The sequence below is a fragment of the Rhizobium sp. Root482 genome, assembly GCF_001426565.1.
GTDB lineage: Bacteria > Pseudomonadota > Alphaproteobacteria > Rhizobiales > Rhizobiaceae > Pararhizobium.
In genome coordinates this window covers 53159-79232 of record NZ_LMFA01000004.1, presented here as the reverse complement: position 1 = coordinate 79232, position 26074 = coordinate 53159, and the positions used below count along the sequence as shown (strand labels likewise).

Here is a 26074-nt window from a genome sequence, read left to right as displayed (position 1 = left end):
TATATCTATATCTAAGGCTTCTATTTCTTAGAGTCGGTGACTATCAAGGATTAAAATCCCTCCCGTCCTTTTCCACATCCGTTCCTGTTCGAGCAACTCTGCGCAATGATTTTGCGGGTCTGCTGAAAACTTCGTGGATTTTTTGAAAAAGCCGATCGGATTCAAATCTTTGGCCTCTATGCCACACCTATGCCGTTCTGTGGACAGGATGTGGATGAACGTGACACTTTGTCCTCTCATGAGTCTTGTTCACAGAGGCGAATTTTCCGTCTCCCGAAAATGGCAATTGTGAATAACTCGCCGGTTTTCCCCTTGCCTTCGAACCCGGCCGGCCCTTAGCTTGGCCCGTCCCGGTTTATCAACACCCCCCGGAGAATAGCGTGGAGAACCAGAAAAACTATTTCCACCTGCATCTGATCTCCGATTCGACAGGCGAGACGCTGATTGCGGCAGGCAGGGCGGCGGCGGCGCAGTTCCAGTCCGCGCATGCGCTGGAGCATGTCTATCCGCTGATCCGCAACCGCAAGCAGCTTGCCCAGGTGATGGAGGCGGTGGATGGCGCGCCGGGCATCGTGCTCTATACGATCGTCGATCGCGAGCTTGCCGATATCATCGATGCCGGTTGCAAGGAGATGGGCCTGCCCTGCGTCTCGGTGCTGGAACCGATCATCGATCTCTTCCAGTCCTATCTGGGCACCGCATCACGCCGCCGCTCCGGCGCCCAGCATGTCATGGATGCCGATTATTTTGCCCGCATCGACGCGCTGAATTTCACCATGGACCATGATGACGGCCAGTTGCCGGCGGATTTCGATGATGCCGATGTCGTGCTCGTCGGCATCAGCCGTACTTCGAAGACACCGACCAGCATCTATCTTGCCAATCGCGGCATCCGCACCGCCAATATTCCGATCGTTCCCGGCGTGCCGCTGCCGGAGCGATTGCTGGAGGCGACGAAGCCGCTGGTGGTCGGCCTGATTGCAACGGCCGACCGGATTTCGCAGGTGCGCCAGCACCGGGTGCTCGGCACCACGCAGGGCTTCCATGGCGACGACTATACCGACAGGGCGTCGATTTCCGAGGAACTCAAATATGCACGGTCACTCTGCAGCCGCAACAACTGGCCGATGATCGACGTGACGCGCCGGTCGATCGAGGAGACCGCCGCGGCGATCGTTGCCCTACGGCCAAGGCTGCGCTAAGGCGGCTAAAGAAACAGGACATGCCCATGACAACTTCCCTCATCCTTGCATCGGCAAGCCTATTTCGACGCCAGCTCCTGGAAAATGCCGGCATCACCTTCCAGGCGAAGGCGGCAGGGATCGACGAACGGGCGATCGAAGCGGAGATCGAGCAAAAAGGTCTTATGCCGGAAGAGATCGCCCTGGTGCTGGCCGAAGCAAAGGCCCGCGATGTCGGCGCGTCCTTCGCAGACGATGCCATCATTATCGGCTCTGACCAGACGATGTCTCTGGGTGCGCGTGTCTATCACAAGCCGAAGGATATGGATGAGGCACGCGACACGCTCCTCTCCCTGTCCGGGCAGACGCATCAGCTGAACAGCGCCATCGTCCTTACGCGCGGCAACCAGCTGCTCTGGAAACACATATCCTCGGCACGTCTATCGGTGCGAGTGTTGAGTGAAAACTTCGTCGAGGCCCATCTGTGCCGGGTGGGCGAAAAAGCGCTGACCAGCGTTGGCGCCTATCAGCTGGAAGGCGAGGGCATCCAACTGTTCGAGAAAATCGAGGGCGATTATTTTACCATCCTCGGCCTGCCCATGCTGCCGCTTCTTGCCAAACTCAGGGAATTGAATGTGATCGATGCGTGATTCACGTGAAACATTTGTTAACCATGCCTTCGTCACCGGCTATCCGGTCAAGCATTCCCGCTCGCCCTTGATTCACGGCTATTGGCTGAAACAGCTTGGACTTGAGGGCTCTTATCGCGCCCACGCGGTTTCGCCTGGGGATTTTTCCGACTTCATCGCCTCACTGAAAACCGGACAATCCGGCTTTACCGGCGGCAATGTAACGCTCCCGCATAAGGAAACGGCCTTTGCCCTGTGCGATCGGCCGGACGAACTGAGCCGGGAAATCGGAGCGGTGAATACGCTGTGGCGGGAAGACGGGCTTCTTCATGCCACCAATACGGACGGCCGCGGCTTCACCGCCAATCTCGACGAACGGGCGCCTGGATGGGACACGTGCAGCACCGCCGTCATCCTGGGAGCGGGCGGTGCCAGCCGCGCCGTCATCCAGGCGGTGCGCGATCGCGGCATAGGCACGGTGCATGTGGTCAACCGGACGCTGGATCGCGCCCGCGAACTTGCCGACCGTTTTGGCGCGAGCGTGCATGCGCAGCCTATGCCGGCGCTGGGCGAGGTGATGCGCGATGCCGGTCTGTTCATCAACACGACCTCGCTCGGCATGGATGGAACGCCGGTGCCGCCGATCGATTTCACGGTCATGCGCGAAAACGGCGTGGTGACCGATATCGTCTATGTCCCCTTGAAGACACCGATCCTGAAGCAGGCCCAAGAGCAGGGACTGACGACCGTCGATGGCCTCGGCATGTTGCTGCATCAGGCGGTCCCCGGCTTTGAAAAATGGTTCGGCCAAAAACCGGTGGTCGATCGGGCGCTGCGGCAGATCATCATCGACGACATGGCGCGGACAACATGATCGTTCTTGGCCTCACCGGATCGATCGGCATGGGAAAATCCACCACGGCGCGGATGTTTGCCGATCTCGGCGTGCCGGTGAACGATGCCGATGCCGTGGTACATGCGCTTTACGAGGGCGAGGCCGTCGCGCCGATCGAGGCGGCTTTTCCCGGATCGACGAAGGCGGGCGTAGTCGACCGAAAGGAATTGTCGCGACAGCTCAACGAGGATCCGGCCTTGTTCAAGACGCTGGAGGCGATCGTCCATCCGCTGGTGCGCGCTAGGGAACAGGAATTTCTCGCGCGCCATCGGGATGCCGGCGCGCCCTTCGTCGTGCTCGATATCCCGCTTCTCTTCGAGACCGGCGGCGAGGCCCGTGTCGATGCCGTCGTCGTCGTCACCTGCGATCCGGACATACAAAAGGAGCGGGTGATGAAAAGACCGGGGATGACAGAGGAGAAATTCGCCCTTCTCCTCTCCCGCCAGGTTCCCGACGTTCAAAAACGGGTGAAAGCCGATTACATCATCGATACCGGCAAGGGTCTTGATTCGGCCCGACAGGACGTCGAGGCGATCGCCCGGACGCTGTCCAGCCAGAAGGGGCCATGATGCGCGAAATCATTTTCGATACGGAAACGACCGGCCTCGACAACCGCCTGGACAGGGTCATCGAAATCGGCGGCATAGAGCTCGACAATCATTTCCCGACCGGCCGGACCTTTCATGTCTATATCAATCCGGGCGACCGAAAGGTGCATCCGGATGCCTTGGCGGTTCACGGCATTTCCGACGAATCCCTGAAGGACAAGCCGGGCTTCGCCGAGATCGTCGACGAACTGCTCGGCTTCTTCGGCGATGCCCGCTGGGTGGCGCATAATGCCACCTTCGACATGGGCTTCATCAATGCTGAGCTTGCGCGGCTCGGCCTGCCGGCAATCACCAATGATCTCGTCACCGATACGCTGGCGCTGGCAAGGCGCAAGCATCCGATGGGGCCAAATTCACTCGATGCGCTCTGCCGCCGTTATGGCGTCGACAATTCGCACCGGACCAAGCACGGCGCGCTGCTCGATTCCGAACTGCTGGCGGAAGTCTATATCGAACTGATCGGCGGCCGGCAGACGGCGCTCGGCCTCACCAGTGCCGACGGCGGCGACCGGGCAACGGAGGCCGACGATATCGTCATCGCTGCCAGCCAAAGGCCGCGCCCGCTCGGCTCTCGCCTCAGCGTCGTGGAAGTGGAAGCCCATGCCGCGCTGGTGGCGAAGATGGGCGAAAAGGCGATCTGGGCGAAATATTCGGACGTCAAATAAAAATGCCCGGTCGAAACCGGGCATCGATAAAACGGCTTCTCAAAAAGCGGATCAGTTCGGCGTCGTGGAAACCTGCGAACGGACCTTTTCCTCAGCCATGCGCTGGGTGAACATCTGCGCGAAATCGATCGGGTCGATCATCAGCGGCGGGAAGCCGCCATTGCGCGTCGCGTCGGCAACGATCTGGCGGGCGAAGGGGAACAGCAGGCGCGGGCATTCGATGAACAGCAGCGGCAGCATGTGTTCCTGCGGGAAGCCGGTGACGCGGAAGACGCCGCCATAGGACAGCTCGACATTGAACAGCATCTTGTCGCCATCCTTGGCTTCCGCGTTCAGCGACAGGACGACGTCGAACTCGGATTCCGAAAGCGGATTGGCATTGACGTTGACATTGATGTTGATCGCGGGCGCCTTGTCGCGCGCCTGCAGCGAACGCGGTGCGCCCGGATTCTCGAAAGAAAGGTCCTTGATGTACTGGGCCAGGATGTTCAGGGACGGGCTCTCGGCGGCGCCGCCATTGGCTGGGGATGCGGTATCGGTCATAAGGCCTTTTCCTTCGGACATGAAATTTGGTGAGGCCATCTAGCATTTCGCTGGAAGGCTTACAACCCGGCGGCCCTGTTCAACGCAACCGGTCGCGCTCGTTCGGGTCGGTATGGCCACGACTGTTGCCGGTGCGCGAGAACTCGTCGTCGTCGAGATCGATCACGCCCGGGCCGGTTCCGGGCCGGGGCGGTCCGTCCTGATGGGGGCTACGAGAAAATCCGCCGACACCGCCCATACCGCCCATGCCGCTTGTCACGATCGTCAGGCGGCTCTTGATCAGGCGCCAGGCCACGTCTCTTATTGTGGGAACGAAGAGCAGCAATCCGACGATATCGCTGATGAAGCCGGGAAGGATCAAAAGGAAGGCGGCAACGACGATCATCAGGCCATGCACCAGCTGTCGGCCCGGATCGGTGCCGGCCTGGCTGGCCTCCTGGATTTTTCGCAGTGCTCCGAAACCCTGGATGCGCAGGAGAAGCGCGCCAGCCACGGCGCTTGCGAGAACGAGAAGCAGGGTGGCGCCGACGCCGAGCTGCCGGCCGACGACGATGAAGCCGGCGATCTCGGCGAGCGGCATCATGAGAAGAAATATCGGAATCATCAGGGTACGCATCATGCCTGCTCGGGGATTTGAGGCCGGCCCAAGCGGGGCCGGCAATTGCAAATGAAGTGATATAGCCATTTGAATGATCGTGCCATGCAGACTATATGGGATGATCGCATGCCAAATTAACAGCGGTTCTGGGTGGAAATGGGCTCTTTCGACTTTATCACATTGTTTTTTCTGGTCGCCGCGGTGATCATTTTCCTCCAGCTGCGCAGCGTGCTCGGCAAGCGGACCGGCAATGAACGGCCGCCGGTCGATCCCTATTCGCCGCGCGAAGCGGCGGAAGCGCCGGAAAGCTCGGGCAAGGTCGTGCAATTGCCGCGCCGCGACGGTACCGGCGAGGATGTGTCGCGCTATGCCGCGATCGATGCTTTCACCAAGTCCGGCACGCCGCTCAACGATGCGCTGCGCCGCATGAACGATGCCGATCCGGGCTTCGACCCGAAGGAATTCGTCAAGGGCGCCAAGATGGCCTACGAGATGATCGTCATGGCCTTCGCCGATGGCGACCGAAAGACGCTGAAGGGCCTCCTGTCGCGCGAAGTCTATGAAGGTTTCGACGCGGCGATCTCCGAGCGCGAAAGCAGGGGCGAGGTGGTCAAGTCCACCTTCGTCGGCATCGAGAAGGCCGACATGGTCAATGCCGAGATCAAGGACAGCGAGGCCAATATCACCCTTCGCATCATCAGCCAGCTGATTTCGGCCACCTATGACAAGGCCGGCACCATTGTCGATGGCGATGGCGAAGCCGTGTCGGAGGTCAACGATCTCTGGACCTTCGCCCGCGATATCCGCTCGCGCGATCCGAACTGGAAGCTGATCGCCACCGAATCCGAAAACTGATCTAGGACCGGCGGCGATGGATTTCGATGTGCAACGGGTCGAATTTTCCGACCTTCCCGGTTGGCATGACGACAATCCGCTGCCGCTTCTGCCGGCGCTGAGGCGCTGCCACCATCAGGTTTCAACCGTCAAGCCGCACAGGACCGGCGCGCTCGGGATTTCATCCACCGACCTGATGCCGGCCTATGAGGCCGCCCTATCCACGGCACCTGCCGACGCGGCCGGTGCTCGAAATTTTTTCGAAACGCATTTCGTACCCTTCCGGATTGTCCGCCGCGATGGCGGTTCCGGCTTCGTCACGGCCTTCTACGAGCCGGATGTCGAGGTCAGCGACATGCCGGACGGCACCTACCGTTTTCCCTTCTATCGACGGCCGGAGGATCTGGCCGATATCGACGATAGCAACCGGCCCGCCGGCATGGATCCTTATTTCGCCTTCGGCAGGTCCCGGGATGGCGTGATCGGCGAATATCCGGATCGCAGGGCGATCGAAGAGGGATTTCTCGCTGGGCGCGGGCTTGAGATCGCCTATGCGAAATCGAAGGTCGATGTCTTCTTCGCCCATGTGCAGGGGGCCGCCCGGCTGGTCTTTCCCAATGGCAGCGTCAGGCGGATCACCTATGCGGCCAAGACCGGCCATCCTTTTTCGGCGACCGGCAAGCTCCTGATCGAGCGCGGCAAGATCGATGCGCGGACCGTTTCGATGCAGTCGATCCGGCACTGGCTGGAGACGCATCCCGACCAGGCCGACGAAGTGCTGTGGCACAACCGGTCGTTCATCTTCTTCCGCGAGGCGGAGGTTTCGGATGACGGGCTAGGCCCCATCGCGGCGGCCAAGGTGGCGCTGGAACCCGGCCGCTCGCTGGCGGTCGACCGGCTCATCCATACATTCGGCGTGCCCTTCTTTATCGCAAGCGACAGCCTGACGACGATCGACGGCGGCCGTCCGTTCCGCCGCCTGATGCTGGCGCTTGATACCGGCTCGGCGATCGTCGGGCCGGCACGGGGCGATATCTTTACCGGCTCCGGCGACGAGGCCGGGCGGATGGCCGGTGCGGTGCGCAACGAGGCCGATTTTTTCGTTTTCATTCCCAGGGGCGCGGCGGCAAGATACGGCCATGGCTAAGGGAAAGGCGCTGAGCGCCGAAGACCGGATACTCTGGGGCAAGGTCGCCCGCACCGCCCGCCCCCTGCCGGGCCGCATGGACGAGCTTGCCGAATTCGAAGCCCCGGCGGAGGAGCCGACGGGAGAGAAATTGGTGGTGACCGGACGGGCGAGGGCAACGGCGGAGCCTCCGGCAAGCCTGCAGCCGGAAAAGCCGAAACGCGCTGTTCCCGTCCATCATCCGCTCGAAAAGCCGGTGAAGCGCAAGCTTTCCCGCGGCCATCTGGCGATCGAGGCGCGGATCGACCTGCATGGCATGGTGCAGAGCGAGGCGCATGGGTTTCTCCTGCAATTTCTGCTGCGGGCCCATGATCGCGGCCTGCGCCATGTGCTGGTCATCACCGGCAAGGGCACCTCGTTCGGCAGCGACGGGGCGCTGAAGCGGGCGGTGCCGCTCTGGTTCTCGCTGCCGGAGTTTCGCGGGCTTATTTCCTCCTATGAGCCGGCGGCGCGCAATCACGGCGGCGACGGCGCGCTCTATGTGCGCCTGTCGAGGCTGAAGGGCCTTGCCTCATGACGCCCTTCGGCGAGGCCATGCATCGGCTGCGGCGGCAAAGGGGCGTTACGCAGAAGGAGATGGCGGCGGCGATCGGCGTTTCCCCCGCCTATCTTTCGGCACTGGAGCACGGCAAGCGCGGCGCGCCGAGTTTCGAATTCCTCCAGCGGGTCGCCGGCTATTTCCACGTCATCTGGGACGATGCCGACGAACTCTTCGGCCTGGCCGCACTTTCCGACCCTCGCGTCGTGCTCGATACGTCCGGCCTGTCGCCGGCGCACACCGCCTTTGCCAACCGGCTCGCGGCCCATATCCACTCGCTTGACCGCGAAACCATCCGCCTTCTGGAAGATGTTTTGGAAAAAGCCCGTTTTCCTGATAAGGAACCCTGACGATCCCCTGATTTCTGCCGCTTTCAGGCCGCACGGGATTGGGAACGATGGACAAAATCCCTATAGTCGGGAGGGCGTTTGAGGACTGATTCGCACGGAATCGGACCGCCACGCACATGCCGTGAAGAAACCTGGAAAGACTTAAAGCCGAATGACCGATTTGCCTGAAACCGAAAACGGCGCAAACGCCGAATATGGCGCTGATTCCATCAAGGTTCTGAAGGGCCTCGATGCCGTCCGCAAGCGGCCCGGCATGTATATCGGCGATACCGACGACGGCTCGGGCCTGCATCACATGGTCTATGAGGTGGTGGACAACGCCATCGACGAAGCGCTTGCCGGCCATGCGGATATCGTCACCGTGACGCTGAATGCCGACGGCTCGGTGACCGTCACCGACAATGGCCGCGGCATCCCGACGGATATCCATACGGGCGAGGGCATTTCGGCGGCCGAGGTCATCATGACCCAGCTCCATGCGGGCGGCAAGTTCGACCAGAATTCCTACAAGGTCTCCGGCGGTCTTCACGGCGTCGGCGTCTCGGTGGTCAATGCGCTCTCGGTCAAGCTGCAGCTGAAGATCAAGCGCCAGGGCAAGATCCACGTGATCAACTTCACCCATGGCGTTGCCGACGCGCCGTTGAAGGTGATCGGCGACAGCAATGGCGAAACCGGCACGGAAGTCACTTTCCTGCCGAGCACCGAAACCTTCACCATGATCGATTTCGATTACGGTACGCTCGAGCACCGGCTGCGCGAACTGGCCTTCCTCAATTCGGGCGTGCGCATCGTGCTGACCGACAAGCGCCATTCGGACGTCAGGCAGGACGAGTTGATGTATGAGGGCGGGCTCGAAGCCTTCGTCACCTATCTCGACCGCGCCAAGAAGCCGCTCGTCAGCAAGCCGGTGTCGATCCGTGGCGAAAAGGACGGCATCACCGTCGAGGTCGCCATGTGGTGGAACGACAGCTACCATGAGAACGTGCTGGCCTTCACCAACAATATCCCGCAGCGCGACGGCGGCACCCATATGGCCGGCTTCCGCGGCGCACTGACGCGGCAGATCGTTTCCTATGCCGATAGCTCCGGCATCACCAAGAAGGAAAAGGTCTCGCTGACGGGCGACGATTGCCGCGAAGGTCTGACGGCGGTCCTGTCCGTCAAGGTGCCGGATCCGAAGTTCTCCTCGCAGACCAAGGATAAGCTGGTCTCCTCGGAAGTGCGCCCCGTCGTCGAGAGTCTTGTCAACGAGGCACTCAGCACCTGGCTGGAAGAGCATCCGGGCGATGCCAAGATCCTCGTCGGCAAGGTCGTCGAGGCCGCTGCCGCCCGCGAGGCGGCCCGCAAGGCCCGCGAACTGACGCGGCGCAAGGGTGCGCTGGATATTTCCTCGCTTCCCGGGAAACTTGCCGACTGTTCCGAACGCGATCCGGCCAAATCCGAGCTCTTCCTGGTGGAAGGGGACTCGGCCGGCGGCTCGGCGAAACAGGGCCGCTCGCGTGAAAACCAGGCGATTCTGCCCCTGCGCGGCAAGATCCTCAATGTCGAGCGCGCCCGCTTCGACAAGATGCTGTCGAGCCAGGAAATCGGCACGCTGATCACCGCGCTCGGCACCTCGATCGGCAAGGACGAGTTCAATCTCGGCAAGCTGCGCTACCATAAGATCATCATCATGACCGACGCCGATGTCGACGGCGCCCATATCCGTACGCTACTTCTGACCTTCTTCTTCCGGCAGATGCCGGAGCTGATCGAGCAGGGCCATCTCTATATCGCCCAGCCACCGCTCTATAAGGTCTCGCGCGGCAAGTCGGCGCAATATCTCAAGGACGAGAAGGCGCTGGAGGACTATCTGATTTCGATGGGTCTCGAGGATGCGCGCCTGGAACTGGGCTCGGGCGAGGTACGCACCGGCCAGGACCTGCGCGAGATCATCATCGATGCCCTGCGCCTGCGTACGCTTCTCGAGGGCCTGCATTCGCGCTACAGCCGCTCGGTCGTCGAGCAGGCGGCGATTGCCGGTGCGCTCAATCCGGAACTGAACGACAACACCGCCCAGTCGGAGGCCACCGCCGCTGAAGTCGCCAAGCGGCTCGACCTGATCGCCGAGGAAACCGAGCGCGGCTGGAGCGCCGTGGTGGCGTCGGATGGCGGGCTGAAATTCGAGCGCATGGTGCGCGGCGTCAAGGAAGTCGCCTCCCTCGATATGGCGCTGATCGGATCCGCCGATGCCCGCCATATCGACCAGCTGACCCCGCGGCTGAAGGAAATCTATGCGGTACCGCCGGCCCTGAAGCGCAAGGAAGGCGAAATCGAGATCAGCGGCCCACGGGCTCTGCTCGACGCGATCTTTGCCAGCGGCCGCAAGGGCCTGTCGATGCAGCGCTACAAGGGTCTCGGCGAAATGAATGCCGAGCAGCTCTGGGAAACGACGCTCGATCCGAATGCCCGCTCGCTGCTGCAGGTCAAGGTCCACGACGCCACCGATGCCGACGGCCTGTTCTCGCGCCTGATGGGCGACGAGGTCGAGCCCCGCCGCGACTTCATCCAGGAAAATGCTCTGAGCGTCGCCAATCTCGATATCTGATCGAGCGGCGTTTTGACCGAAAAAGCGAACCACGCCCTCTCGCGAAGGCGTGGTTTTTCTTTAGAAGCTCAATCGGCCTTGAACGCACCGTTGAAGGCGAGTTCGGACAGCGGACGGCGCGGGCTTGGCGTTTCGCGGGCCTGCAGATAGTCGGGCAGCTGCGCCTTGTCGCCGAGACGACCGATGGCGGCAGCGGCTTCGACGCGGTAGCCGTCGGGGATGCCGAGGATCTCGGTGGCCTTGTCGAAATGCAGGCCGGTCATGCCATGGGCCTGGAATCCGAGCAAATGTGCCTGATGCGCAATCGCACCCCAGGCAGCGCCGGTATCGAAACTATGGCTGTGCGACAGCTTCGCCTCGTCGGAACCGGGAGCGACGAAATGCGTTTTCGAGATCATGAGGACGAGCGCGGAAGCGGACTTCGCCCAGCCTTGGTTGAATTCGACCAGGATCGGGAAAATTCTGTCCCATTCCGGCGTCTCGCGCAAAGCATAGACGAAGCGCCACGGCTGCGAGTTGAATGCCGAAGGCGCCCAGCGACCCGCTTCGAGAACGGTCAGGACTTCTGTTTCGGTAATGGTTTCGGCGGTAAACGCGCGCGGGGACCAACGGTTGAGAAAGCTCGGCTCGATCGGAAAATCGGCCTGACGGTGATTGCTGGCGGTTTTCATGGCAGTTCCTGTCTTGGGAGATCGGACATTCTGGTTCGTGTCCGAAGCACGGACGAAGTCCGTATATAAAGATCGGGTACCCACCCACTAGGCTGCGTTTTGGAGATGGACTGTTTCTCCAGTGAGAACAAACGACCCGCTTCGGGGCGGTCGGATTCCGAAGAGGCCAAGGAAAGCTATACGGGTGATTGAAGAAGACGAAAATAATTGTATAAGTTCTGTAGATTTCTCAAGCGAAGGATTGCCGCCCATGACCGTGCCCCTGAAAGACGTTTCGCTGTTCCGCCAGGCTGCTCTCGTCGGGGGCAACTGGATCGAGGCCGATCCGAAGAATGCGATCGAGGTCAACAATCCCGCCACCGGCGAAATCATTGGTCGAGTGCCCAAGCTGGGTGCCGAAGAAACCAAGGCGGCGATCGAGGTAGCGCGGATCGCTCAGAAAAGCTGGGCCGCACGCACCGCCAAGGAGCGCTGCGTCGTGCTTCGCAAATGGTACGACCTGATGATCGAGAACAAGGACGATCTCGGCCGTATCCTGACGATGGAACAGGGCAAGCCGCTGGCCGAGGCCACCGGCGAAATCGTCTATGGCGCAAGCTTCATCGAATGGTTCGCCGAGGAAGGCCGCCGGATCTATGGCGACCTGATCCCAGGCCACCAGCCGGACAAGCGCATCATGGTGATGAAGCAGCCGATCGGCGTCGTCGCCGCCATCACGCCGTGGAACTTCCCCAATGCGATGATCACCCGCAAGGCGGGGCCCGCCTTTGCCGCCGGTTGCGCCATGGTGGTGAAGCCTGCCTCGCAGACGCCGTTCTCAGCGATCGCGATCGCCGTCCTTGCCGAGCGTGCCGGCCTGCCCAAGGGCCTGTTCAGCGTCATTACCGGCTCGGCAAAAGCGATCGGCGGGGAGATGACCTCGAACCCGACGGTGCGCAAGCTGACCTTCACCGGCTCGACGGAGATCGGCATGGAGCTTTACCGGCAGAGCGCGCCGACAATCAAGAAGCTCGGCCTGGAACTGGGCGGCAATGCGCCGTTCATCGTCTTCGACGACGCCGATCTCGATGCCGCCGTCGATGGCGCGCTGATAGCCAAATACCGCAACAATGGCCAGACCTGCGTCTGCGCCAACCGGATTTACGTTCAGGACGGCGTCTATGATGCCTTTTCGGAAAAATTGGCTGCGGCTGTGGGCAAGCTGAAGACCGGCAACGGTTTCGACGAGGGCGTCATTCTCGGCCCGCTGATCGACAAGGCGGCGATGGACAAGGTCGAGGAACATATTGCCGATGCGGTTGCCAAGGGCGCGCGCGTGGTGCAGGGCGGCAAGCCACACGCACTCGGCGGCACCTTCTTCCAGCCGACGATCCTGGCCGACGTGACGAAGGACATGGCGGTTGCGCGCGAGGAAACCTTCGGGCCGCTGGCGCCGCTGTTCCGCTTCACCAACGAGGCTGATGTGATCGAGCAGGCAAACGACACCGAGTTCGGGCTTGCCTCCTATTTCTATGCCAAGGATCTTTCCCGCGTCTTCCGCGTGGCCGAAGCGCTCGAATATGGCATGGTCGGCGTCAATACCGGGCTGATCTCGACGGCGGAAGCGCCATTTGGCGGCGTTAAGCTGTCGGGTCTCGGGCGCGAAGGCTCGAAATACGGCATCGAGGAATTCACCGAGATGAAATATGTCTGCCTCGGCGGCATAGCCTGACCCATAGAGTGACATGACGGAACCGGCCGGATTGTTCTGGCCGGTTTTTTCGTTTGCCGCTACAGATCGGCTTTCCAAAGGAGTGCGCCATGCCAGCCCCGAAAAACACCTTCAAGACCGCACTTCGCGAAAACCGCTTTCAGCTTGGCCTCTGGGTCGCGCTTGCGAGCCCCTATGCGGCCGAGGTCGTTTCGGGCAGCGGCTATGACTGGCTGCTGATCGATGGCGAGCACGGACCGAACGATATTCCGCTGCTCTCGGCCCAGTTCCTGGCGGTCTCGCGCTCCGGCGCCCATCCGATCGTGCGCCTGCCGGCCGGCGAAACCTGGCTGATCAAGCAGATTCTCGACATCGGCGCCCAGACGCTGTTGATCCCGATGGTCGAAAGCGCGGAACAGGCGCAGGCGCTGGTCAAGGCCGTGCGCTATCCGCCGCACGGCGTGCGCGGTGTCGGCGCGGCCCTTGGCCGGGCATCGCAGTTCAGCCGGATCGGTGATTATCTCGAGACCGCCAATGACGAAATCTGCCTGATCGTACAGATCGAAAGCCGGGCCGGCCTGGAAGCCCTCGATGCCATCGCCGCGCTCGACGGAATCGATGGGCTTTTCATCGGCCCCTCCGATCTTGCGGCCGATATGGGCTATCTCGGCCAGCCGGGCCATCCCGAGGTGACCGCTGCGATCACCGATGCTTTCGCGCGGATCAAGAAGGCCGGCAAGGCGCGCGGCATCATGACGCTCGATCTCGCCCAGGCCCGCCGCTACCGCGAAATGGGCGCGGATTTCATGGCAATCGGCACGGATGTGACGGTTCTCGTCAGCGCCACCAGCAAGTTGCGGGAAGATTTCCTGTCCGGCGGCGATGCGGAGGCTAAGCCGGTGTCCGGCTACTGACCGGCGAATCCGGCAATCATTGCCGGGTTCGCCATCTATCGGATGGGCATCTATTGAATGGACTGAAGCAACGTTTCGCGCGCCGATTGGAGATGGCGCCGGCAGGCTGCCTCGACCTTCGCCAGATCCCGCGTCTTCAAGGCTGCGATATAGGCCAGATGTTCCTCCATCGCCAGCGCATTGCGCTCGCGCGCATTCGTCTTGTTCCACTGGTAGTGATAGTGGAAGACGATGGTGATGATGTCGTAGAAATCGATGATGAAGCGGTTGCTGGAGGATTTGTGCACGAGGAGATGGAACCGCTCGTCGAGCTCGGAGAACTCGCGGTAGCGATTGTCGATGTCGGCAAGGATTTCCCGGTGCAGCGCCTCGATCCGTGACAGCTCGAGCCAGGCCGGATGATCCGCCGCCAGCGTAGTGAAGCTCGCGGCCGAGCGCAGTTCGAACATTTCGCGCACCTCCGTCAGTTCCAGCGCGAATTCGCGGGTAAAGCCCTTGAGGATCCAGTGGCTGTTCGGCCGCTTCTCGATCAGCCCGAAACGGCTGAAGCGGATGAGGAATTCGCGCACGCTGGTGGTGCCGGTGCCGATATCGCGCGCCAGTTCCAGCTCGTTGATCTGCATGCCAGGCTCGGCGCCGCCGGCCAGAATCCGGCGCATGAAGCTGCGCTCGATGATGTCGGAGAGCGAATCGGTCTCTTCCGCCGGGTAATAATCCGCTGCCACGGGCTGGCGCAGCACCCGCTTTTCCCGCTTGTTCCAGGCGATCAGCTGCAGCGTCTCCATCCGCGCCAGGATGGCCCGGATGGTGGTGCGGCTGACGCCGAGCGCCGTTCCGAGTTCCGGTTCCGACGGCAGTGTCGCGGTTTCCGCCACGAGCCTGAGGCAGCGATTGAAGGCATCCTTGAAGACGGTGTTTTGCTTTGCCATGGTTTGCCGGCCGAATTGGAGTTCTACGAATTGCCGTTTTCATCATTGACGGGGCGCCGCTTCGGTCTGGTGTCCTCTCTATCCCGATCGTCCATTGCCGTCTTCATCCATGATAGACCCTTCGCGCCGTCGGCGGTCTGAGCGCCCTTGTCCGTCTCATAGGCCATAATACCCATTGACGGCAATCTGTCTATTGTGGATAAAAGACAAAATGAGCGGGAGAGCCCGCCCTGTAGCCGAGGAGACTATCGGTGAGCGCACCGTCCTTCATCATCCTGTCGCCGCAAGACAATGTCGCAGTTGCCACGCTTGCCATCGAGGCCGGCGGCGAACTTGCCGGCGGCGCGCGCGCGTCCGCCAGGATCGATCCCGGCCACAAGGTTGCCGTCCATGCCGTGAAGGCGGGCGAGCCGGTGGTCAAATACGGCCAGGCGATCGGCCGTGCGGTCCAGGATATCGCGCCCGGCGAGCATGTGCATTCCCATAATCTCGCCTTCGACCAGGATCGCCTGTCGATTGGCGCGCCCGTGCCGCCGGAAGCGGCAAGCGCCGCCGACAAGGCGCGCACCTTTATGGGTTACCGCCGCGCCGACGGACGCGCCGCGACGCGCAATTTCATCGGCATCATCGCCAGCGTCAACTGTTCCACCACGGTCTGCCGGGCGATCGCCGAGGAGGCCAACAAGACCATCCTGCCGCGTTACGAGGGGATCGACGGTTTCGTGCCGATCGTCCACGACCAGGGCTGCGGCATGAGCTCGACCGGCGACGGTATGAAGAACCTGCACCGGACATTGGCCGGCTATACTAGACATGTGAATTTCGGCGGCGTGCTGATGGTCGGGCTGGGCTGCGAGGTCAACCAGCTGACGCTTTACGGCCAGAGCGGTGCCGGCGCCGGCAAGCGTCATTTCAACATCCAGGATGCCGGCGGCTCGCGCCGGGCGGTCATGCGGGCGCTCGATGTGCTCGAGGACATCGCCGCCGAAATCGGCAGCGTCAGGCGCGTGCCGATCTCGATCAGCGAAATCATCGTCGGTCTGCAATGCGGCGGCTCGGACGGCCTGTCCGGCATCACCGCCAATCCGGCGCTGGGTGCCGCCGTCGATTTATTGGCCGGCGCCGGTGGCACGGCGATCCTTTCGGAAACATCCGAAATCTACGGCGCCGAGCATCTGCTACGCAGCCGCGCCGTCAATGACGATGTGGCACGCAAGCTCGACGGGCTGATTTCCTGGTGGGAAGACTATGTCGCCATGCATGGCGCCTCGCTCGACAACAATCCTTCGCCGGGCAACAAGCGTGGCGGCCTGACGACGATTCTCGAAAAATCGCTCGGCGCCGTCGCCAAGGGCGGACGCTCGCCGCTGACGGCCGTCTATCATTATGCCGAGCGGGTGACGGAACGGGGGCTCGTCTTCATGGATACGCCCGGCTACGATCCGGTTTCGGCGACCGGGCAGGTGGCCGGCGGCGCCAATGTCATCACCTTTACGACGGGGCGCGGCAGCTGTTTCGGCAGCCGTCCCTGCCCATCGATCAAGCTGACAAGCAACACCGCGCTCTTCCAGGCCATGGAAGAGGACATGGACATCGATTGCGGCACCATCGCCAGCGGCGAGGCGACGATCGCCAGCATGGGTCGGGACATTTTCGAGCTGATCATCGACACGGCATCCGGCAAGAAGACCAAGAGCGAGCTGTTCGGTTACGGCGACAATGAATTCGTGCCGTGGCACCTGGGCGCGACGCTCTGAGGAAGAGGCCCCGGCGGGAGGAGGCGATTGATGCAGAAAAGGCGGATCGGCAACACGAACCTGTCGGTGACGGAATATAGTTTCGGCACGGCGGCGCTCGGCGGGCTTTACCGCGCCTGTCCGCGCGAAACAGCGATGGAGACGCTCGACGCCGCCTGGGAAGCCGGCCTCCGCTATTTCGATACCGCGCCCTATTATGGGCTTGGGCTTGCCGAACGGCGCACCGGCGATTTCCTGCGCGGCAAGCCGCGCGACAGCTATGTCCTGTCCACCAAGGTCGGACGGCTGCTGCGGCCGGTTCCCGACAGCGAAATACCGGATTATTCCTATGTCGATCCGCTGCCCTTCGACGTCGATTACAACTATGGCTACGACGCCATCATGCGCTCGGTCGAGTTCAGCCATGCCCGTCTTGGCCTCAATCGCATCGACATTCTCTATGTGCACGATATCGGCGCCTATACCCATGGTGCAGCGCGCAACAAAATCCTGTTCACACAATTGATGGATTCCGGGCTGAAGGCGCTGGAGGAGCTCAAGTCGAGCGGCGTCATTTCGGCCTATGGGCTCGGCGTCAACGAAGTTCCGGTGTGCCTCGACGTGCTGCGCCGGGCCGATCTCGACTGCATCCTCCTGGCCGGGCGCTATACGCTGCTTGACCGTTCGGCCGTGGCCGAGCTTTTGCCGCTCTGCGAGAAAAAGAAAACCTCGCTGGTGGTTGGCGGCGTCTTCAATTCGGGTATTCTGGCAACAGGCCCGGTGGCAGGGTCGCATTTCGACTATATGCCGGCGAATGACGCTGTTTTGGGCAAGGTGGGTGCGATGGAGGAGATCGCCCGTGCCAACGGCCTGCCGCTGGCGGGCCCGGCGATCCAGTTTCCATTGCAAAGCCCGATGGTCGCCTCGGTTCTTCTCGGCACTGCCCGGCCATCGAGCCTGGTGCGCAACATGGAATTGACGCAGCCGCGCCTGAGGCCCGAGGATTTTACCGCCTACGAGCCGCATACGCTGGTGGCGCCCGAACTGGGGCTTGAGGCCGTTAGGGCTTGATCGCGGCGACATCGACCAGAGCAAAACCGACAAGGAAGACCGCGATGCTGAAGGGAATACATCCATTGCTCGGGCCGGATCTGCTGCATGCGATCCGCACGATGGGCCATGGGGACGAGATCGTCATCGCAGACGCCAATTTTCCGGCCGCCTCGATGGGGCCGAAAGTGGTGCGGGCCGACGGCGTCGATGCGCTCGGCATTACCGAGGCGGTGCTGGCGCATATGCCGCTCGATACGTTTGCGGCGGAATCCGCCTGGCGGATGGAGGTAGTCGGCGATCCCCTGGCGGTGCCGGAGATCTGCGTGGAATTCCAGGCCCTGGTCACAAAGCTCGCCGGCGATTTCGAGGTCGTGCCGATCGAGCGCTTCGCCTTCTACGAGCGCTCGCGCAAGGCCGCCTATATCGTCGCAACCACGGAATTTCGCCTTTACGGAAATATCATCCTGAAGAAAGGCGTCGTGCAGGAACAGGAATTGTATCGCGTCTGAGACCGGCTGATCATAATCGATTCGGAGAAAATTTGTAATTATCCCATAGAAAACAGGCATTTGTCGTCGGGAGGACGACCCCATGCAAGGCAGCGGCGTACAGCTTGCAATTTCGAAAGTGCTGAGATAGCTTGCCAAAGCCAAATGTTTTTTATGGATAAAAGATCGAGCTTATCTGCGTCTTGCAGCTCGACCTGAAAATCGAAAAGGCGCTGTTGGAGGAGAACAACATCATGACCCTTATGAAGCATATCCTGTCCCGCCGCGCCTTTACCAGCCTGGCCGGTGCCGCCGTTTTCGCAACCATGATGCCGGCGGCATCTTTTGCGCAGGACGTCACCATCCCGATCATCGTCAAGGATACCACGTCCTTCTACTGGCAGATCGTACTCGCCGGCGCTCGCGCGGCCGGCAAGGATCTCGGCGTCAACGTGCCGGAACTCGGCGCGCAGTCGGAATCCGACATCAACGGCCAGATCAGCATTCTCGAGAACGCCGTCGCCGGCGCGCCGGCCGCCGTCGTCATCTCGCCGACGGAGTTCAAGGCGCTCGGCAAGCCGATCGACGAAGCCGCCAAGTCGGTGCCGATCATCGGCATCGATTCGGGTGCCGATTCCAAGGCCTTCGTCTCGTTCCTGACCACCGACAATGTACAGGGCGGCCGCATCGCCGCCGATGGCCTCGCCGCCGCGATCAAGGAGGCCACAGGCAAGGAAGAGGGCGAAATCGCCGTCATCACCAGCCTGCCGGGCGTCGGTTCGCTGGATCAGCGCCATGAGGGCTTCATGGAGCAGATCGCCGCGAAATATCCGGGCCTCAAGGTCGTTGCCGATAAATATGCCGATGGCCAGGCAACCACCGGCCTCAACATGATGACCGACCTGATCACCGCCAATCCGAACCTCGTCGGTGTCTTCGCCTCCAACCTGATCATGGCGCAGGGCGTCGGCCAGGCGATCGCCGAAAACAAGCTCGGCGACAAGATCAAGGTGATCGGCTTCGACAGCGACGAAAAGACGGTCGGCTTCCTCAAGGAAGGCGTGCTGGCCGGCCTCGTGGTCCAGGACCCCTACCGTATGGGCTATGACGGCATCAAGACCGCGCTTGCCGCCTCGAAGAAGGAAAAGGTCGAGGCCAATGTCGATACCGGTGCAAATCTGGTGACCAAGGCCAATATGGCCGAGCCGAAGATCGACGCTCTTCTGAACCCGAAGATCGACTGACCTGACAAGCGGCAGGGGCGTCCCAACGGATAACCCTGCCGCTTGCCGCCTGCGGTTTCCGCCGGAGCGGGGCGGACGCGAATGGGGAGGAGACCGCATGACAGGACTATACGACGTTAGCCATCGGCATGAGCATGGCGCAGTGCCGGGGCATCCCGTTGCCAAGGGCCAGCCAATCCTGGAGCTGCGCGGCCTGCAGAAGAAATACGGTGCGGTAGAGGCGCTGAAACCGGCGGATGTCACCTTTCTTTCGGGCGAAATTCACGCCATCGTCGGCGAGAACGGCGCGGGAAAATCGACGCTGATCAAGCTTTTGACCGGCGTCATCCGGCGAACCGCCGGCGAGGTCTTCTGGTGCGGCCAGCCGGTGCAGCTTGCCACGCCGACGGAGGCCATTTCGCGCGGCATCAATGCCGTGCACCAGGAAGTCGTTCTCTGCGCCCATCTGAGCGTCGCGGCCAATATGTTCCTCGGCGACGAGATGAACAGGAACGGCCTGATGCGCAAGCGCGCCATGACCGATGCGGCGCAGGCGGTGCTTGACGACCTCGGCTTCAACCTTCCCGCCGCCGCCCTGTTGTCGAACCTGACGATCGGCCAGCAGCAGCTTGTGGCAACGGCGCGCGCCGCCATGCGCGGCACCCAGTTCCTGATCTTCGACGAGCCGACCGCCTATCTGACCCGCCAGGAATCCGCCCAGCTGTTCCGGCTCATTCGCCGGCTGCAGGCCGAAGGCGTCACCATCGTCTATATCAGCCACCGCATGGAGGAGGTGTTCGAGCTGGCCGACCGCGTGTCGGTCCTGCGCGACGGAACCCATGTCGGCACGCGGCTGATCGGCGAGACCAATGATGCCGAACTGATCGCCATGATGATCAACCGCACCATCGAGCAGATCTACCACAAGGAAACCCTGCCGATCGGCGAGACGATCATCGAGACGCGTGGCCTCACCGGCCCCGGCTTCAAGGATGTCTCGCTCTCCGTTCGGGCCGGCGAGATTGTCGGCCTCTATGGACTGATCGGTGCCGGGCGCAGCGAATTCGCCCTCGGGCTCTATGGCCGCCAGCCGGTCACATCAGGAGAGATTTACTGGCAGGGAGAGAAGGTCGCGATCCGCAATGAGCGGGTGGCGATGGATCTCGGCATCGCGCTGGCGCCGGAAAGCCGCCGCGACCAGGGTCTCTGCCTCAACCTGCCGATCGGCACGAATATCAACCTGCCGGTGTTCGACCGGCTGAGCAATGGCCTGATCGTCAATCGCCGCCGAGAGATCGAAAATGCCGACCGGCAGATCAACGACCTGAAGATCAAGACGCCGACGCGCCGGGTGCTGGCATCGGCCATGTCCGGCGGCAACCAGCAGAAGATCGTCATCGGCAAATGGCTGAGCCACGGCGCCAGGCTTTTCATCTTCGACGAACCCACGGTCGGCGTCGATGTCGGCACCAAGGCGGAAATCTACCGGTTGTTCGCGCGGCTGCTGGAGCAGGGGGCGGGGATCATCCTGATCTCGTCCTACCTGCCGGAGGTCTACGAGCTGTCCGACCAGCTGCATGTGTTTCGCGAAGGCCGGCTCGTGGCCAGTCATGACCATCGCGGTGCCTCGCATGAGGACGTGCTGACCCAGGCCATCGGCGCGTGACGTCGTCAAAAGACCAGACAAGAAAATGCAGGGAGGAACGGCATGAGCATTGAGACCGCGACGGAAACCGCACCGGCGCCCAAAAGGGGCATGAGCATCCTGTTCGGGCTCACACTGCTCGGGCTTCTCCTGTTCCTCTGGGTGCTTCTCGGCTTGTCCACCAACAGCTTCTGGACAGCCAACAATATCAGCAACCTGTTGCGCCAAGGCGCCATGACCGCGATCCTCGCGGTCGGCCAGACCTTCGTTATCATCACCGCCGGCATCGATCTTTCCGTCGGGGCCGTGGTCGGCTTCACCAGCGTCACGATCGCCTGGCTGCTGACGCATGGCGTGCCGCTGTGGCCGGCCATGTTCCTTACGCTGCTGGTCGGCGTCCTGATCGGTGCGTTCCATGCGTTCGGCATCGTGCGCATGGGCCTGCCGGCCTTCATCATCACGCTGGCGACGCTGACCTCGCTGCGCGGCATCGGCCTCTTGATCACCAACGGCTCCACCATCTCGATCAGCAACGATGCTTTCACCGATTTCTCGCGCGCCGATTTCCTCGGCATTCCCAGCCTGTTCTGGATGGTTCTCGTCGTCGCTATCCCGGCCTATATCTTCCTGCATCTAAGCCGCTGGGGCCGCTATCTCTTTGCAGTCGGCTCCAACAGCGAGGCGGCGCGGCTCTCCGGCGTCAATGTCAACCGGACCATCTATCTGGCCTATATCCTGTCTTCCACCTGCGCCGCCTTTGTCGGGATCTTGCTTGCCTCGCGCATCGGCATCGGCAACGCCACCCAGGCAGAGGGCTGGGAATTGCAGGCGATCGCCTCGTCGGTCATCGGCGGCACCAGCCTGTTCGGCGCCGTCGGCTCCGTGCACGGCCCGCTGCTTGGCGCCTTCATCCTGGCGACCATCAACAACGGCGCCAATCTGCTGAATGTCAATTCGTTCTGGCAGCGCATCATCACCGGCGCGCTGATCATCGTCATCGTCTATTTCGACCAGCTGCGCCGCCGCGGATCGCGCTGATCGGCGTGAGCCGATCAGCGCGGCGGCCCCCGTCCCGCCCGGTGCCCAATTGACTGTAAGGAACTGCCAGCCATGAAAGCCGCCATCTGCCTGGAGCCCGGGCGCCTGGAGATCATCGACAGACCTGCCCCGCCGGCGCCGGCGCCCGGCTGGGCCCGGCTCGCCGTCAGCCATGTCGGCATCTGCGGCACCGACTATCATATCTTCGAGGGCAAGCACCCGTTTCTCGAATATCCGCGGGTCATGGGACACGAAATCTCCGCCAGGGTCATCGAGGCGGGTGAGGGTGTTTCGCTGGTGCCGGGAACGCCCGTCATCGTCAATCCCTATCTCTCCTGCGGCACATGTGGGGCCTGCCGAAAGGGCAAGCCCAATTGCTGCACGGCCATCCGGGTTCTCGGCGTTCACATGGACGGTGCCTTCTGCGAGGAAATCCTCGTTCCTGGCGAAAATCTCTATCCGGCGGGCGATCTCCCGGCCGAGGATGCGGCGGCCGTCGAGTTCCTGGCGATCGGCGCCCATGCGGTTCATCGTTCGCTCGCGCCTGCCGGCGCGCGGGCGCTGGTCATCGGCGCCGGGCCGATCGGGCTTGGAACGGCCCTGTTTTCGCGCATTGCCGGCCATGATGTGACATTGCTGGACACCAGCGGCGAGCGGCTGGATATGGCATCGAAGCGGTTCGGTTTTGCCACTGGTATCGTCGCCGGCGACACTGCGCTGGAGGCCGCACATGCGATGACCGGCGGCGAGGGGTTCGATGTCGTTTTCGACGCCACCGGCCATGCCGGCTCGATGGAAAAATCATTCTCCTTCGTCGCCCATGGCGGCTGTCTCGTCTTCGTCAGCGTCGTGAAAGACGAAATCCGTTTTTCCGATCCCGAATTCCACAAGCGCGAAATGATGCTGGTCGGCAGCCGCAATGCGACACGCGAGGATTTCGAGCATGTGGCGGCCTCCATTCGGGCAGGCCTGGTGCCCGTCGGCGCGCTGATTACCCACCGCACCACCCTCGATGCGGTCGCCACCGACCTGCCCCGCTGGGCGAGAGACAAGGCCGGTCTGATCAAGGCGGTGATCCAGATATCGCCATGACCTTCATCGATGCGCATCAGCATTACTGGAGCCTCGGGCGCGGCCACAATGACTGGCCGCCACCCGCGCTTGCGGCGATCTTCAGGGATTTCGCGCCGGAGGACCTGAAACCGCATCTGGCGGCGGCCGGCATTACGAAAACCGTGCTCGTGCAGGCGGCGCCCAATCTCGCCGAGACGGAATTCCTGCTCGATCTGGCCGCACGCGAGGAAACCGTGGCGGCCGTCGTCGGCTGGGTCGATCTGTGGTCGGGGCAGGCGCTTCATGATCTCCAGCGCTTTCGGCAGCATCCGAAATTCCGCGGCATCCGTCCCATGCTGCAGGGCATCGAGGACAGCTTCTGCATCCTCCGGCCGGAGGCGATCGCCCTTCTGGAAAGGCTGCCGGAGCTTGGCCTGCGTTTCGATGCGCTCATCCAGCCGCGGCACCTGCCGGTGATTTCCGCGCTGGCGGACCGCCTGCCGGACCTGCCGATCGTCATCGACCATGCGGCAAAGCCGTTCATCGCCGGGGGGATGATCGAGCCGTGGCGCGCCGACATGGCGGCGCTCGCCCGCCGGGAAAATGTCTGCGTCAAGCTGTCGGGGCTGGTCACCGAGGCCGGGCCGGGTTGGAGCATCGACCAGCTACGCCCCTATGTTCGCCATCTGCTTGAGGTCTTCGGACCACAGCGCATCATGTTCGGCAGCGACTGGCCGGTCGTCAATCTCGATGCCGGCTATGCGGAATGGTGGCAGGCGGCAAATGCTTTGGTTAGTGACCTGGATGCCGCCGCGCGCCGCGCCGTCTTTTCCACGACCGCCGCGCATTTCTACGGCATCGAGGCCTGAAAGGCAGTTTCGGACAAGTGTCCGTCTTCAGGATCGCCGATGCGCCGAGACGGCAGGGCTTGTCCCGTCGCGTCAAAAGCATATTTGTTGCGTTGCACAAGAAAAATGCTACTGTTCAGCCACCTGAGCTGCGGGACAGCACGGGAATGCAGGCTTGCCTCCGGTTGAGCGGCGTTGTCGTCAGAGTGCCAAGGAGACCGCCTGCGATGTTCTATCAGCTTTTCGAGCTCAATCATGCGATGATGGCCCCCTGGCGGGCCGCGGCCGATGCGATGCGGCTCGCCTATGCCAATCCGCTCAATCCGCTGTCCCAGACCCCGTTCGGCCGCGCCGCCGCCGCCAGCCTCGAGGTTTTCGAGCGCACGACGCGGCGCTACGGCAAGCCGGAATTCGGTATTTCCGAAACCACCGCCGATGGAAATCCGGTTGGCGTGCGGCAAAAGATCGTCTGGCGCCAGCCCTTCTGCAACCTCGTCCATTTCGAGCGTGCCCTGCCGAAAAGCCGGCCCACTGACCCCAAGGTGCTGATCGTCGCGCCCATGTCCGGTCACTATGCCACCCTGTTGCGCGGCACCGTCGAGACGCTTTTGCCGCAATCGGACATCTACATCACCGATTGGGTCGATGCGCGCATGGTGCCGCTCACCGACGGCACGTTCGATCTCGACGATTATATCGACTATGTCATCCAGATGCTGCATGTTCTGGGGCCCGACACGCATGTCATCGCCGTCTGTCAGCCGGCCGTGCCGGTTCTTGCCGCCGTGGCGCTGATGGAAGCCGATGACGATCCGCTGTCGCCCTCCACGATGACGCTGATGGGCGGGCCGATCGATACGCGGATTAATCCGACGGCGGTCAACCAACTGGCCAAGGAAAAGCCGCTTTCCTGGTTCCGCGACAATGTCGTCATGCCCGTGCCGTTTCCACAGCCCGGCTTCATGCGCCCGGTCTATCCGGGCTTCCTGCAGCTTTCCGGATTCATGTCGATGAATCTCGACCGGCATCTGACGGCCACCCGGGATTTCTTCGAGCATCTGGTTAGGAATGACGGCGATGCCGCGGAAAAGCACCGCGATTTCTACGACGAATACATGGCCGTCATGGACCTGACCGCCGAATTCTACCTGCAGACCGTCGATGTCGTCTTCATGCGACATGCGCTTCCGAAAGGCGAGATGATGCATCGAGGCCGGAAAGTGGACACGAGCGCGATCCGCAAGGTGGCGCTGCTCACGGTGGAGGGCGAAAACGACGATATCTCCGGCCTCGGCCAGACCGAGGCGGCGCAGACCATCTGCACCCATATCCCCGATCGCATGCGCGAGCATTACATGCAGCCCGATGTCGGCCATTACGGCGTCTTCAACGGCTCTCGCTTCCGCCGGGAAATCGCCCCGCGCATCCTCGCCTTCCAGCGCCGGCACGCGCGGGAAGCCCGGCCGGTGCGCCGGGTGATCAAGGGCGGAAAGTCCGGCTGAGCCGGAAAGAGTACCGATTTCCTGAGGCGTTATCAGGCGTTTGCCGGATTTCGCGGCGATCTGCCTTGCGCGGCACCTGGCCTATTCCCATCTCGTAATAAGCGGGCCCGAAGAAGGAGGCCCACTTTTAGCGAGGACTCTCAACATGAACCAATCTGCATTGATCCGTCCGGACTGGACGCCAGCGACCATTGCCATGATGGTGCTCGGTTTTGTGGTTTTCTGGCCGCTCGGGCTTGCGATGCTCGCCTATATCCTGTTCGGCGAAAAGCTGAAGACCTTCAAGAAGGATGCGAATGACACCGTCGACGGGTTTTGTTCGTCCTTCAAGCGCAAGGGACAGCGTTATGGCCGTGCGAGCTTCGGCACCGGCAATGTCGCCTTCGACGACTGGCGCGATGCCGAACTGGCCCGCCTTGACGAGGAGCGCCGCAAGCTCGACGAAATGCGCGAGCAGTTCGACGAATATGTCCGCGAATTGCGCCGCGCCAAGGACCAGGAAGATTTCGACCGCTTCATGCGCGATCGCAATTCCGGCGGCGCAGGCCCCGGTTCGGTTCCCGGCTTTCCGGCGCGCTGAACCAGGCTTCGCAAGACCACCAGAACCGGCATCCTCCCCGATGCCGGTTTTTCTTTTTGATCATGGCTCCGCACCTTGGCCATCATGCGC

General features: G+C 62.1%; 26 protein-coding genes. 22 read left to right on the top strand and 4 right to left on the bottom strand.

Annotated features, from left to right (window positions below):
• The first annotated feature begins 380 nt into the window (after positions 1–380).
• The 5 genes from ASD31_RS04950 to dnaQ are packed head-to-tail and all read left to right on the top strand — an operon-like array spanning position 381 to position 3978.
• Positions 381–1202, top strand: a complete 822-nt coding sequence (locus tag ASD31_RS04950; protein WP_056330243.1) for a pyruvate, water dikinase regulatory protein — start codon at positions 381–383, stop codon at positions 1200–1202.
• 26 nt (positions 1203–1228) lie between these two features.
• Positions 1229–1831, top strand: a complete 603-nt coding sequence (locus ASD31_RS04945) for a Maf-like protein (RefSeq protein WP_056330240.1) — start codon at positions 1229–1231, stop codon at positions 1829–1831.
• Positions 1824–2684, top strand: a complete 861-nt coding sequence (locus ASD31_RS04940) for a shikimate dehydrogenase (RefSeq protein ID WP_056330237.1) — start codon at positions 1824–1826, stop codon at positions 2682–2684. The genes ASD31_RS04945 and ASD31_RS04940 overlap by 8 nt, the downstream gene beginning before the upstream one ends.
• Positions 2681–3274, top strand: coding sequence for a dephospho-CoA kinase (coaE, locus tag ASD31_RS04935; RefSeq protein ID WP_056330235.1), 594 nt, complete (start codon positions 2681–2683; stop codon positions 3272–3274). The genes ASD31_RS04940 and coaE overlap by 4 nt, the downstream gene beginning before the upstream one ends.
• Positions 3274–3978 carry a DNA polymerase III subunit epsilon gene (gene dnaQ, locus ASD31_RS04930; RefSeq protein ID WP_056330367.1) on the top strand — a complete coding sequence of 235 codons (705 nt, stop codon included), beginning with the start codon at positions 3274–3276 and terminating at the stop codon, positions 3976–3978. Before coaE ends, dnaQ begins: the two co-directional genes overlap by 1 nt.
• Before the next feature lie 51 nt (positions 3979–4029).
• Here the strand turns inward: dnaQ and secB are convergent, their stop codons facing one another.
• Entirely contained in the window at positions 4030–4521 is a 492-nt protein-coding gene (gene secB / locus ASD31_RS04925; protein WP_056330232.1) for a protein-export chaperone SecB, read from the bottom strand.
• Between the two features lie 79 nt (positions 4522–4600).
• Entirely contained in the window at positions 4601–5137 is a 537-nt protein-coding gene (locus tag ASD31_RS04920) for an FxsA family protein (protein ID WP_056330364.1), read from the bottom strand.
• Between the two features lie 138 nt (positions 5138–5275).
• Between ASD31_RS04920 and ASD31_RS04915 the strand changes: the two genes are divergently transcribed.
• The 5 genes from ASD31_RS04915 to gyrB all read left to right on the top strand — a co-directional run bounded on the left by ASD31_RS04915 (position 5276) and on the right by gyrB (position 10614).
• The gene (locus tag ASD31_RS04915; RefSeq protein ID WP_056330230.1) at positions 5276–5974 is read left to right on the top strand and encodes a Tim44/TimA family putative adaptor protein; all 699 of its coding nucleotides are present in this window, start codon (positions 5276–5278) and stop codon (positions 5972–5974) included.
• Positions 5975–5990: 16 nt separating this feature from the next.
• Positions 5991–7100, top strand: coding sequence for a murein transglycosylase A (locus ASD31_RS04910; RefSeq protein WP_056330226.1), 1110 nt, complete (start codon positions 5991–5993; stop codon positions 7098–7100).
• Positions 7093–7656, top strand: coding sequence for a Smr/MutS family protein (locus ASD31_RS04905; protein ID WP_056330223.1), 564 nt, complete (start codon positions 7093–7095; stop codon positions 7654–7656). Before ASD31_RS04910 ends, ASD31_RS04905 begins: the two co-directional genes overlap by 8 nt.
• On the top strand, positions 7653–8027 hold the full coding sequence (locus ASD31_RS04900) for a helix-turn-helix domain-containing protein (protein WP_056330221.1): 375 nt from the start codon (positions 7653–7655) through the stop codon (positions 8025–8027). The genes ASD31_RS04905 and ASD31_RS04900 overlap by 4 nt, the downstream gene beginning before the upstream one ends.
• Before the next feature lie 151 nt (positions 8028–8178).
• Positions 8179–10614, top strand: coding sequence for a DNA topoisomerase (ATP-hydrolyzing) subunit B (gene gyrB, locus ASD31_RS04895; RefSeq protein WP_056330219.1), 2436 nt, complete (start codon positions 8179–8181; stop codon positions 10612–10614).
• Positions 10615–10682: 68 nt separating this feature from the next.
• Here gyrB and ASD31_RS04890 read toward each other — a convergent pair whose 3' ends face one another.
• Positions 10683–11285: a nitroreductase family protein gene (locus ASD31_RS04890; RefSeq protein WP_056330217.1), complete on the bottom strand. Its 603-nt coding sequence runs from the start codon at positions 11283–11285 to the stop codon at positions 10683–10685.
• 256 nt (positions 11286–11541) lie between these two features.
• On the opposite strand from ASD31_RS04890, the gene gabD reads away from it, so the two are divergent.
• On the top strand, positions 11542–12996 hold the full coding sequence (gabD, locus tag ASD31_RS04885; protein WP_056330361.1) for an NADP-dependent succinate-semialdehyde dehydrogenase: 1455 nt from the start codon (positions 11542–11544) through the stop codon (positions 12994–12996).
• 89 nt (positions 12997–13085) lie between these two features.
• Positions 13086–13889, top strand: coding sequence for a 4-hydroxy-2-oxoheptanedioate aldolase (hpaI, locus tag ASD31_RS04880; RefSeq protein ID WP_056330213.1), 804 nt, complete (start codon positions 13086–13088; stop codon positions 13887–13889).
• A 50-nt stretch (positions 13890–13939) separates the two neighbouring features.
• On the opposite strand, the gene ASD31_RS04875 is transcribed toward hpaI, so the two are convergent.
• A complete protein-coding gene (locus tag ASD31_RS04875; protein ID WP_056330210.1) occupies positions 13940–14818 on the bottom strand; it encodes a GntR family transcriptional regulator in 879 nt (292 codons plus the stop codon).
• Positions 14819–15069: 251 nt separating this feature from the next.
• Here ASD31_RS04875 and ASD31_RS04870 point away from each other — a divergent pair, with 251 nt between their 5' ends.
• The 10 genes from ASD31_RS04870 (at position 15070) to ASD31_RS04825 (ending at position 25984) form a co-directional block, all read left to right on the top strand.
• Entirely contained in the window at positions 15070–16575 is a 1506-nt protein-coding gene (locus tag ASD31_RS04870) for a UxaA family hydrolase (RefSeq protein WP_056330207.1), read from the top strand.
• Positions 16576–16605: 30 nt separating this feature from the next.
• A complete protein-coding gene (locus ASD31_RS04865; protein WP_056330204.1) occupies positions 16606–17625 on the top strand; it encodes an aldo/keto reductase in 1020 nt (339 codons plus the stop codon).
• Between the two features lie 44 nt (positions 17626–17669).
• Positions 17670–18116: an RbsD/FucU family protein gene (locus tag ASD31_RS04860; protein WP_056330201.1), complete on the top strand. Its 447-nt coding sequence runs from the start codon at positions 17670–17672 to the stop codon at positions 18114–18116.
• Positions 18117–18349: 233 nt separating this feature from the next.
• A complete protein-coding gene (locus ASD31_RS04855; protein ID WP_056330358.1) occupies positions 18350–19339 on the top strand; it encodes an ABC transporter substrate-binding protein in 990 nt (329 codons plus the stop codon).
• Positions 19340–19436: 97 nt separating this feature from the next.
• Positions 19437–20984: a sugar ABC transporter ATP-binding protein gene (locus tag ASD31_RS04850; RefSeq protein WP_056330198.1), complete on the top strand. Its 1548-nt coding sequence runs from the start codon at positions 19437–19439 to the stop codon at positions 20982–20984.
• Positions 20985–21026: 42 nt separating this feature from the next.
• Positions 21027–22001, top strand: coding sequence for an ABC transporter permease (locus ASD31_RS04845; protein WP_056330195.1), 975 nt, complete (start codon positions 21027–21029; stop codon positions 21999–22001).
• Between the two features lie 72 nt (positions 22002–22073).
• The gene (locus ASD31_RS04840) at positions 22074–23093 is read left to right on the top strand and encodes a zinc-binding alcohol dehydrogenase family protein (RefSeq protein WP_056330193.1); all 1020 of its coding nucleotides are present in this window, start codon (positions 22074–22076) and stop codon (positions 23091–23093) included.
• The gene (locus ASD31_RS04835; protein ID WP_056330190.1) at positions 23090–23923 is read left to right on the top strand and encodes an amidohydrolase family protein; all 834 of its coding nucleotides are present in this window, start codon (positions 23090–23092) and stop codon (positions 23921–23923) included. The genes ASD31_RS04840 and ASD31_RS04835 overlap by 4 nt, the downstream gene beginning before the upstream one ends.
• A gap of 206 nt (positions 23924–24129) precedes the next feature.
• Complete coding sequence (phaZ, locus tag ASD31_RS04830) at positions 24130–25404, top strand: polyhydroxyalkanoate depolymerase (RefSeq protein WP_056330188.1); 1275 nt, start codon at positions 24130–24132, stop codon at positions 25402–25404.
• Positions 25405–25549: 145 nt separating this feature from the next.
• A complete protein-coding gene (locus ASD31_RS04825) occupies positions 25550–25984 on the top strand; it encodes a DUF2852 domain-containing protein (RefSeq protein WP_056330184.1) in 435 nt (144 codons plus the stop codon).
• The last annotated feature ends 90 nt before the right edge of the window (positions 25985–26074 follow it).

Bases quoted from the DNA above. Each gene is read 5' to 3' on its own strand.
- ASD31_RS04945 (WP_056330240.1), top strand. From the start codon at position 1,229: ATGACAACTTCCCTCATCCTTGCATCGGCAAGCCTATTTCGACGCCAG.
- ASD31_RS04940 (WP_056330237.1), top strand. From the start codon at position 1,824: ATGCGTGATTCACGTGAAACATTTGTTAACCATGCCTTCGTCACCGGC.
- coaE (WP_056330235.1), top strand. From the start codon at position 2,681: ATGATCGTTCTTGGCCTCACCGGATCGATCGGCATGGGAAAATCCACC.
- dnaQ (WP_056330367.1), top strand. From the start codon at position 3,274: ATGCGCGAAATCATTTTCGATACGGAAACGACCGGCCTCGACAACCGC.
- secB (WP_056330232.1), bottom strand. From the start codon at position 4,521: ATGACCGATACCGCATCCCCAGCCAATGGCGGCGCCGCCGAGAGCCCG.
- ASD31_RS04920 (WP_056330364.1), bottom strand. From the start codon at position 5,137: ATGCGTACCCTGATGATTCCGATATTTCTTCTCATGATGCCGCTCGCC.
- ASD31_RS04915 (WP_056330230.1), top strand. From the start codon at position 5,276: ATGGGCTCTTTCGACTTTATCACATTGTTTTTTCTGGTCGCCGCGGTG.
- ASD31_RS04910 (WP_056330226.1), top strand. From the start codon at position 5,991: ATGGATTTCGATGTGCAACGGGTCGAATTTTCCGACCTTCCCGGTTGG.
- ASD31_RS04905 (WP_056330223.1), top strand. From the start codon at position 7,093: ATGGCTAAGGGAAAGGCGCTGAGCGCCGAAGACCGGATACTCTGGGGC.
- ASD31_RS04900 (WP_056330221.1), top strand. From the start codon at position 7,653: ATGACGCCCTTCGGCGAGGCCATGCATCGGCTGCGGCGGCAAAGGGGC.
- gyrB (WP_056330219.1), top strand. From the start codon at position 8,179: ATGACCGATTTGCCTGAAACCGAAAACGGCGCAAACGCCGAATATGGC.
- ASD31_RS04890 (WP_056330217.1), bottom strand. From the start codon at position 11,285: ATGAAAACCGCCAGCAATCACCGTCAGGCCGATTTTCCGATCGAGCCG.
- hpaI (WP_056330213.1), top strand. From the start codon at position 13,086: ATGCCAGCCCCGAAAAACACCTTCAAGACCGCACTTCGCGAAAACCGC.
- ASD31_RS04875 (WP_056330210.1), bottom strand. From the start codon at position 14,818: ATGGCAAAGCAAAACACCGTCTTCAAGGATGCCTTCAATCGCTGCCTC.
- ASD31_RS04865 (WP_056330204.1), top strand. From the start codon at position 16,606: ATGCAGAAAAGGCGGATCGGCAACACGAACCTGTCGGTGACGGAATAT.
- ASD31_RS04860 (WP_056330201.1), top strand. From the start codon at position 17,670: ATGCTGAAGGGAATACATCCATTGCTCGGGCCGGATCTGCTGCATGCG.
- ASD31_RS04855 (WP_056330358.1), top strand. From the start codon at position 18,350: ATGACCCTTATGAAGCATATCCTGTCCCGCCGCGCCTTTACCAGCCTG.
- ASD31_RS04850 (WP_056330198.1), top strand. From the start codon at position 19,437: ATGACAGGACTATACGACGTTAGCCATCGGCATGAGCATGGCGCAGTG.
- ASD31_RS04845 (WP_056330195.1), top strand. From the start codon at position 21,027: ATGAGCATTGAGACCGCGACGGAAACCGCACCGGCGCCCAAAAGGGGC.
- ASD31_RS04840 (WP_056330193.1), top strand. From the start codon at position 22,074: ATGAAAGCCGCCATCTGCCTGGAGCCCGGGCGCCTGGAGATCATCGAC.
- ASD31_RS04835 (WP_056330190.1), top strand. From the start codon at position 23,090: ATGACCTTCATCGATGCGCATCAGCATTACTGGAGCCTCGGGCGCGGC.
- phaZ (WP_056330188.1), top strand. From the start codon at position 24,130: ATGTTCTATCAGCTTTTCGAGCTCAATCATGCGATGATGGCCCCCTGG.
- ASD31_RS04825 (WP_056330184.1), top strand. From the start codon at position 25,550: ATGAACCAATCTGCATTGATCCGTCCGGACTGGACGCCAGCGACCATT.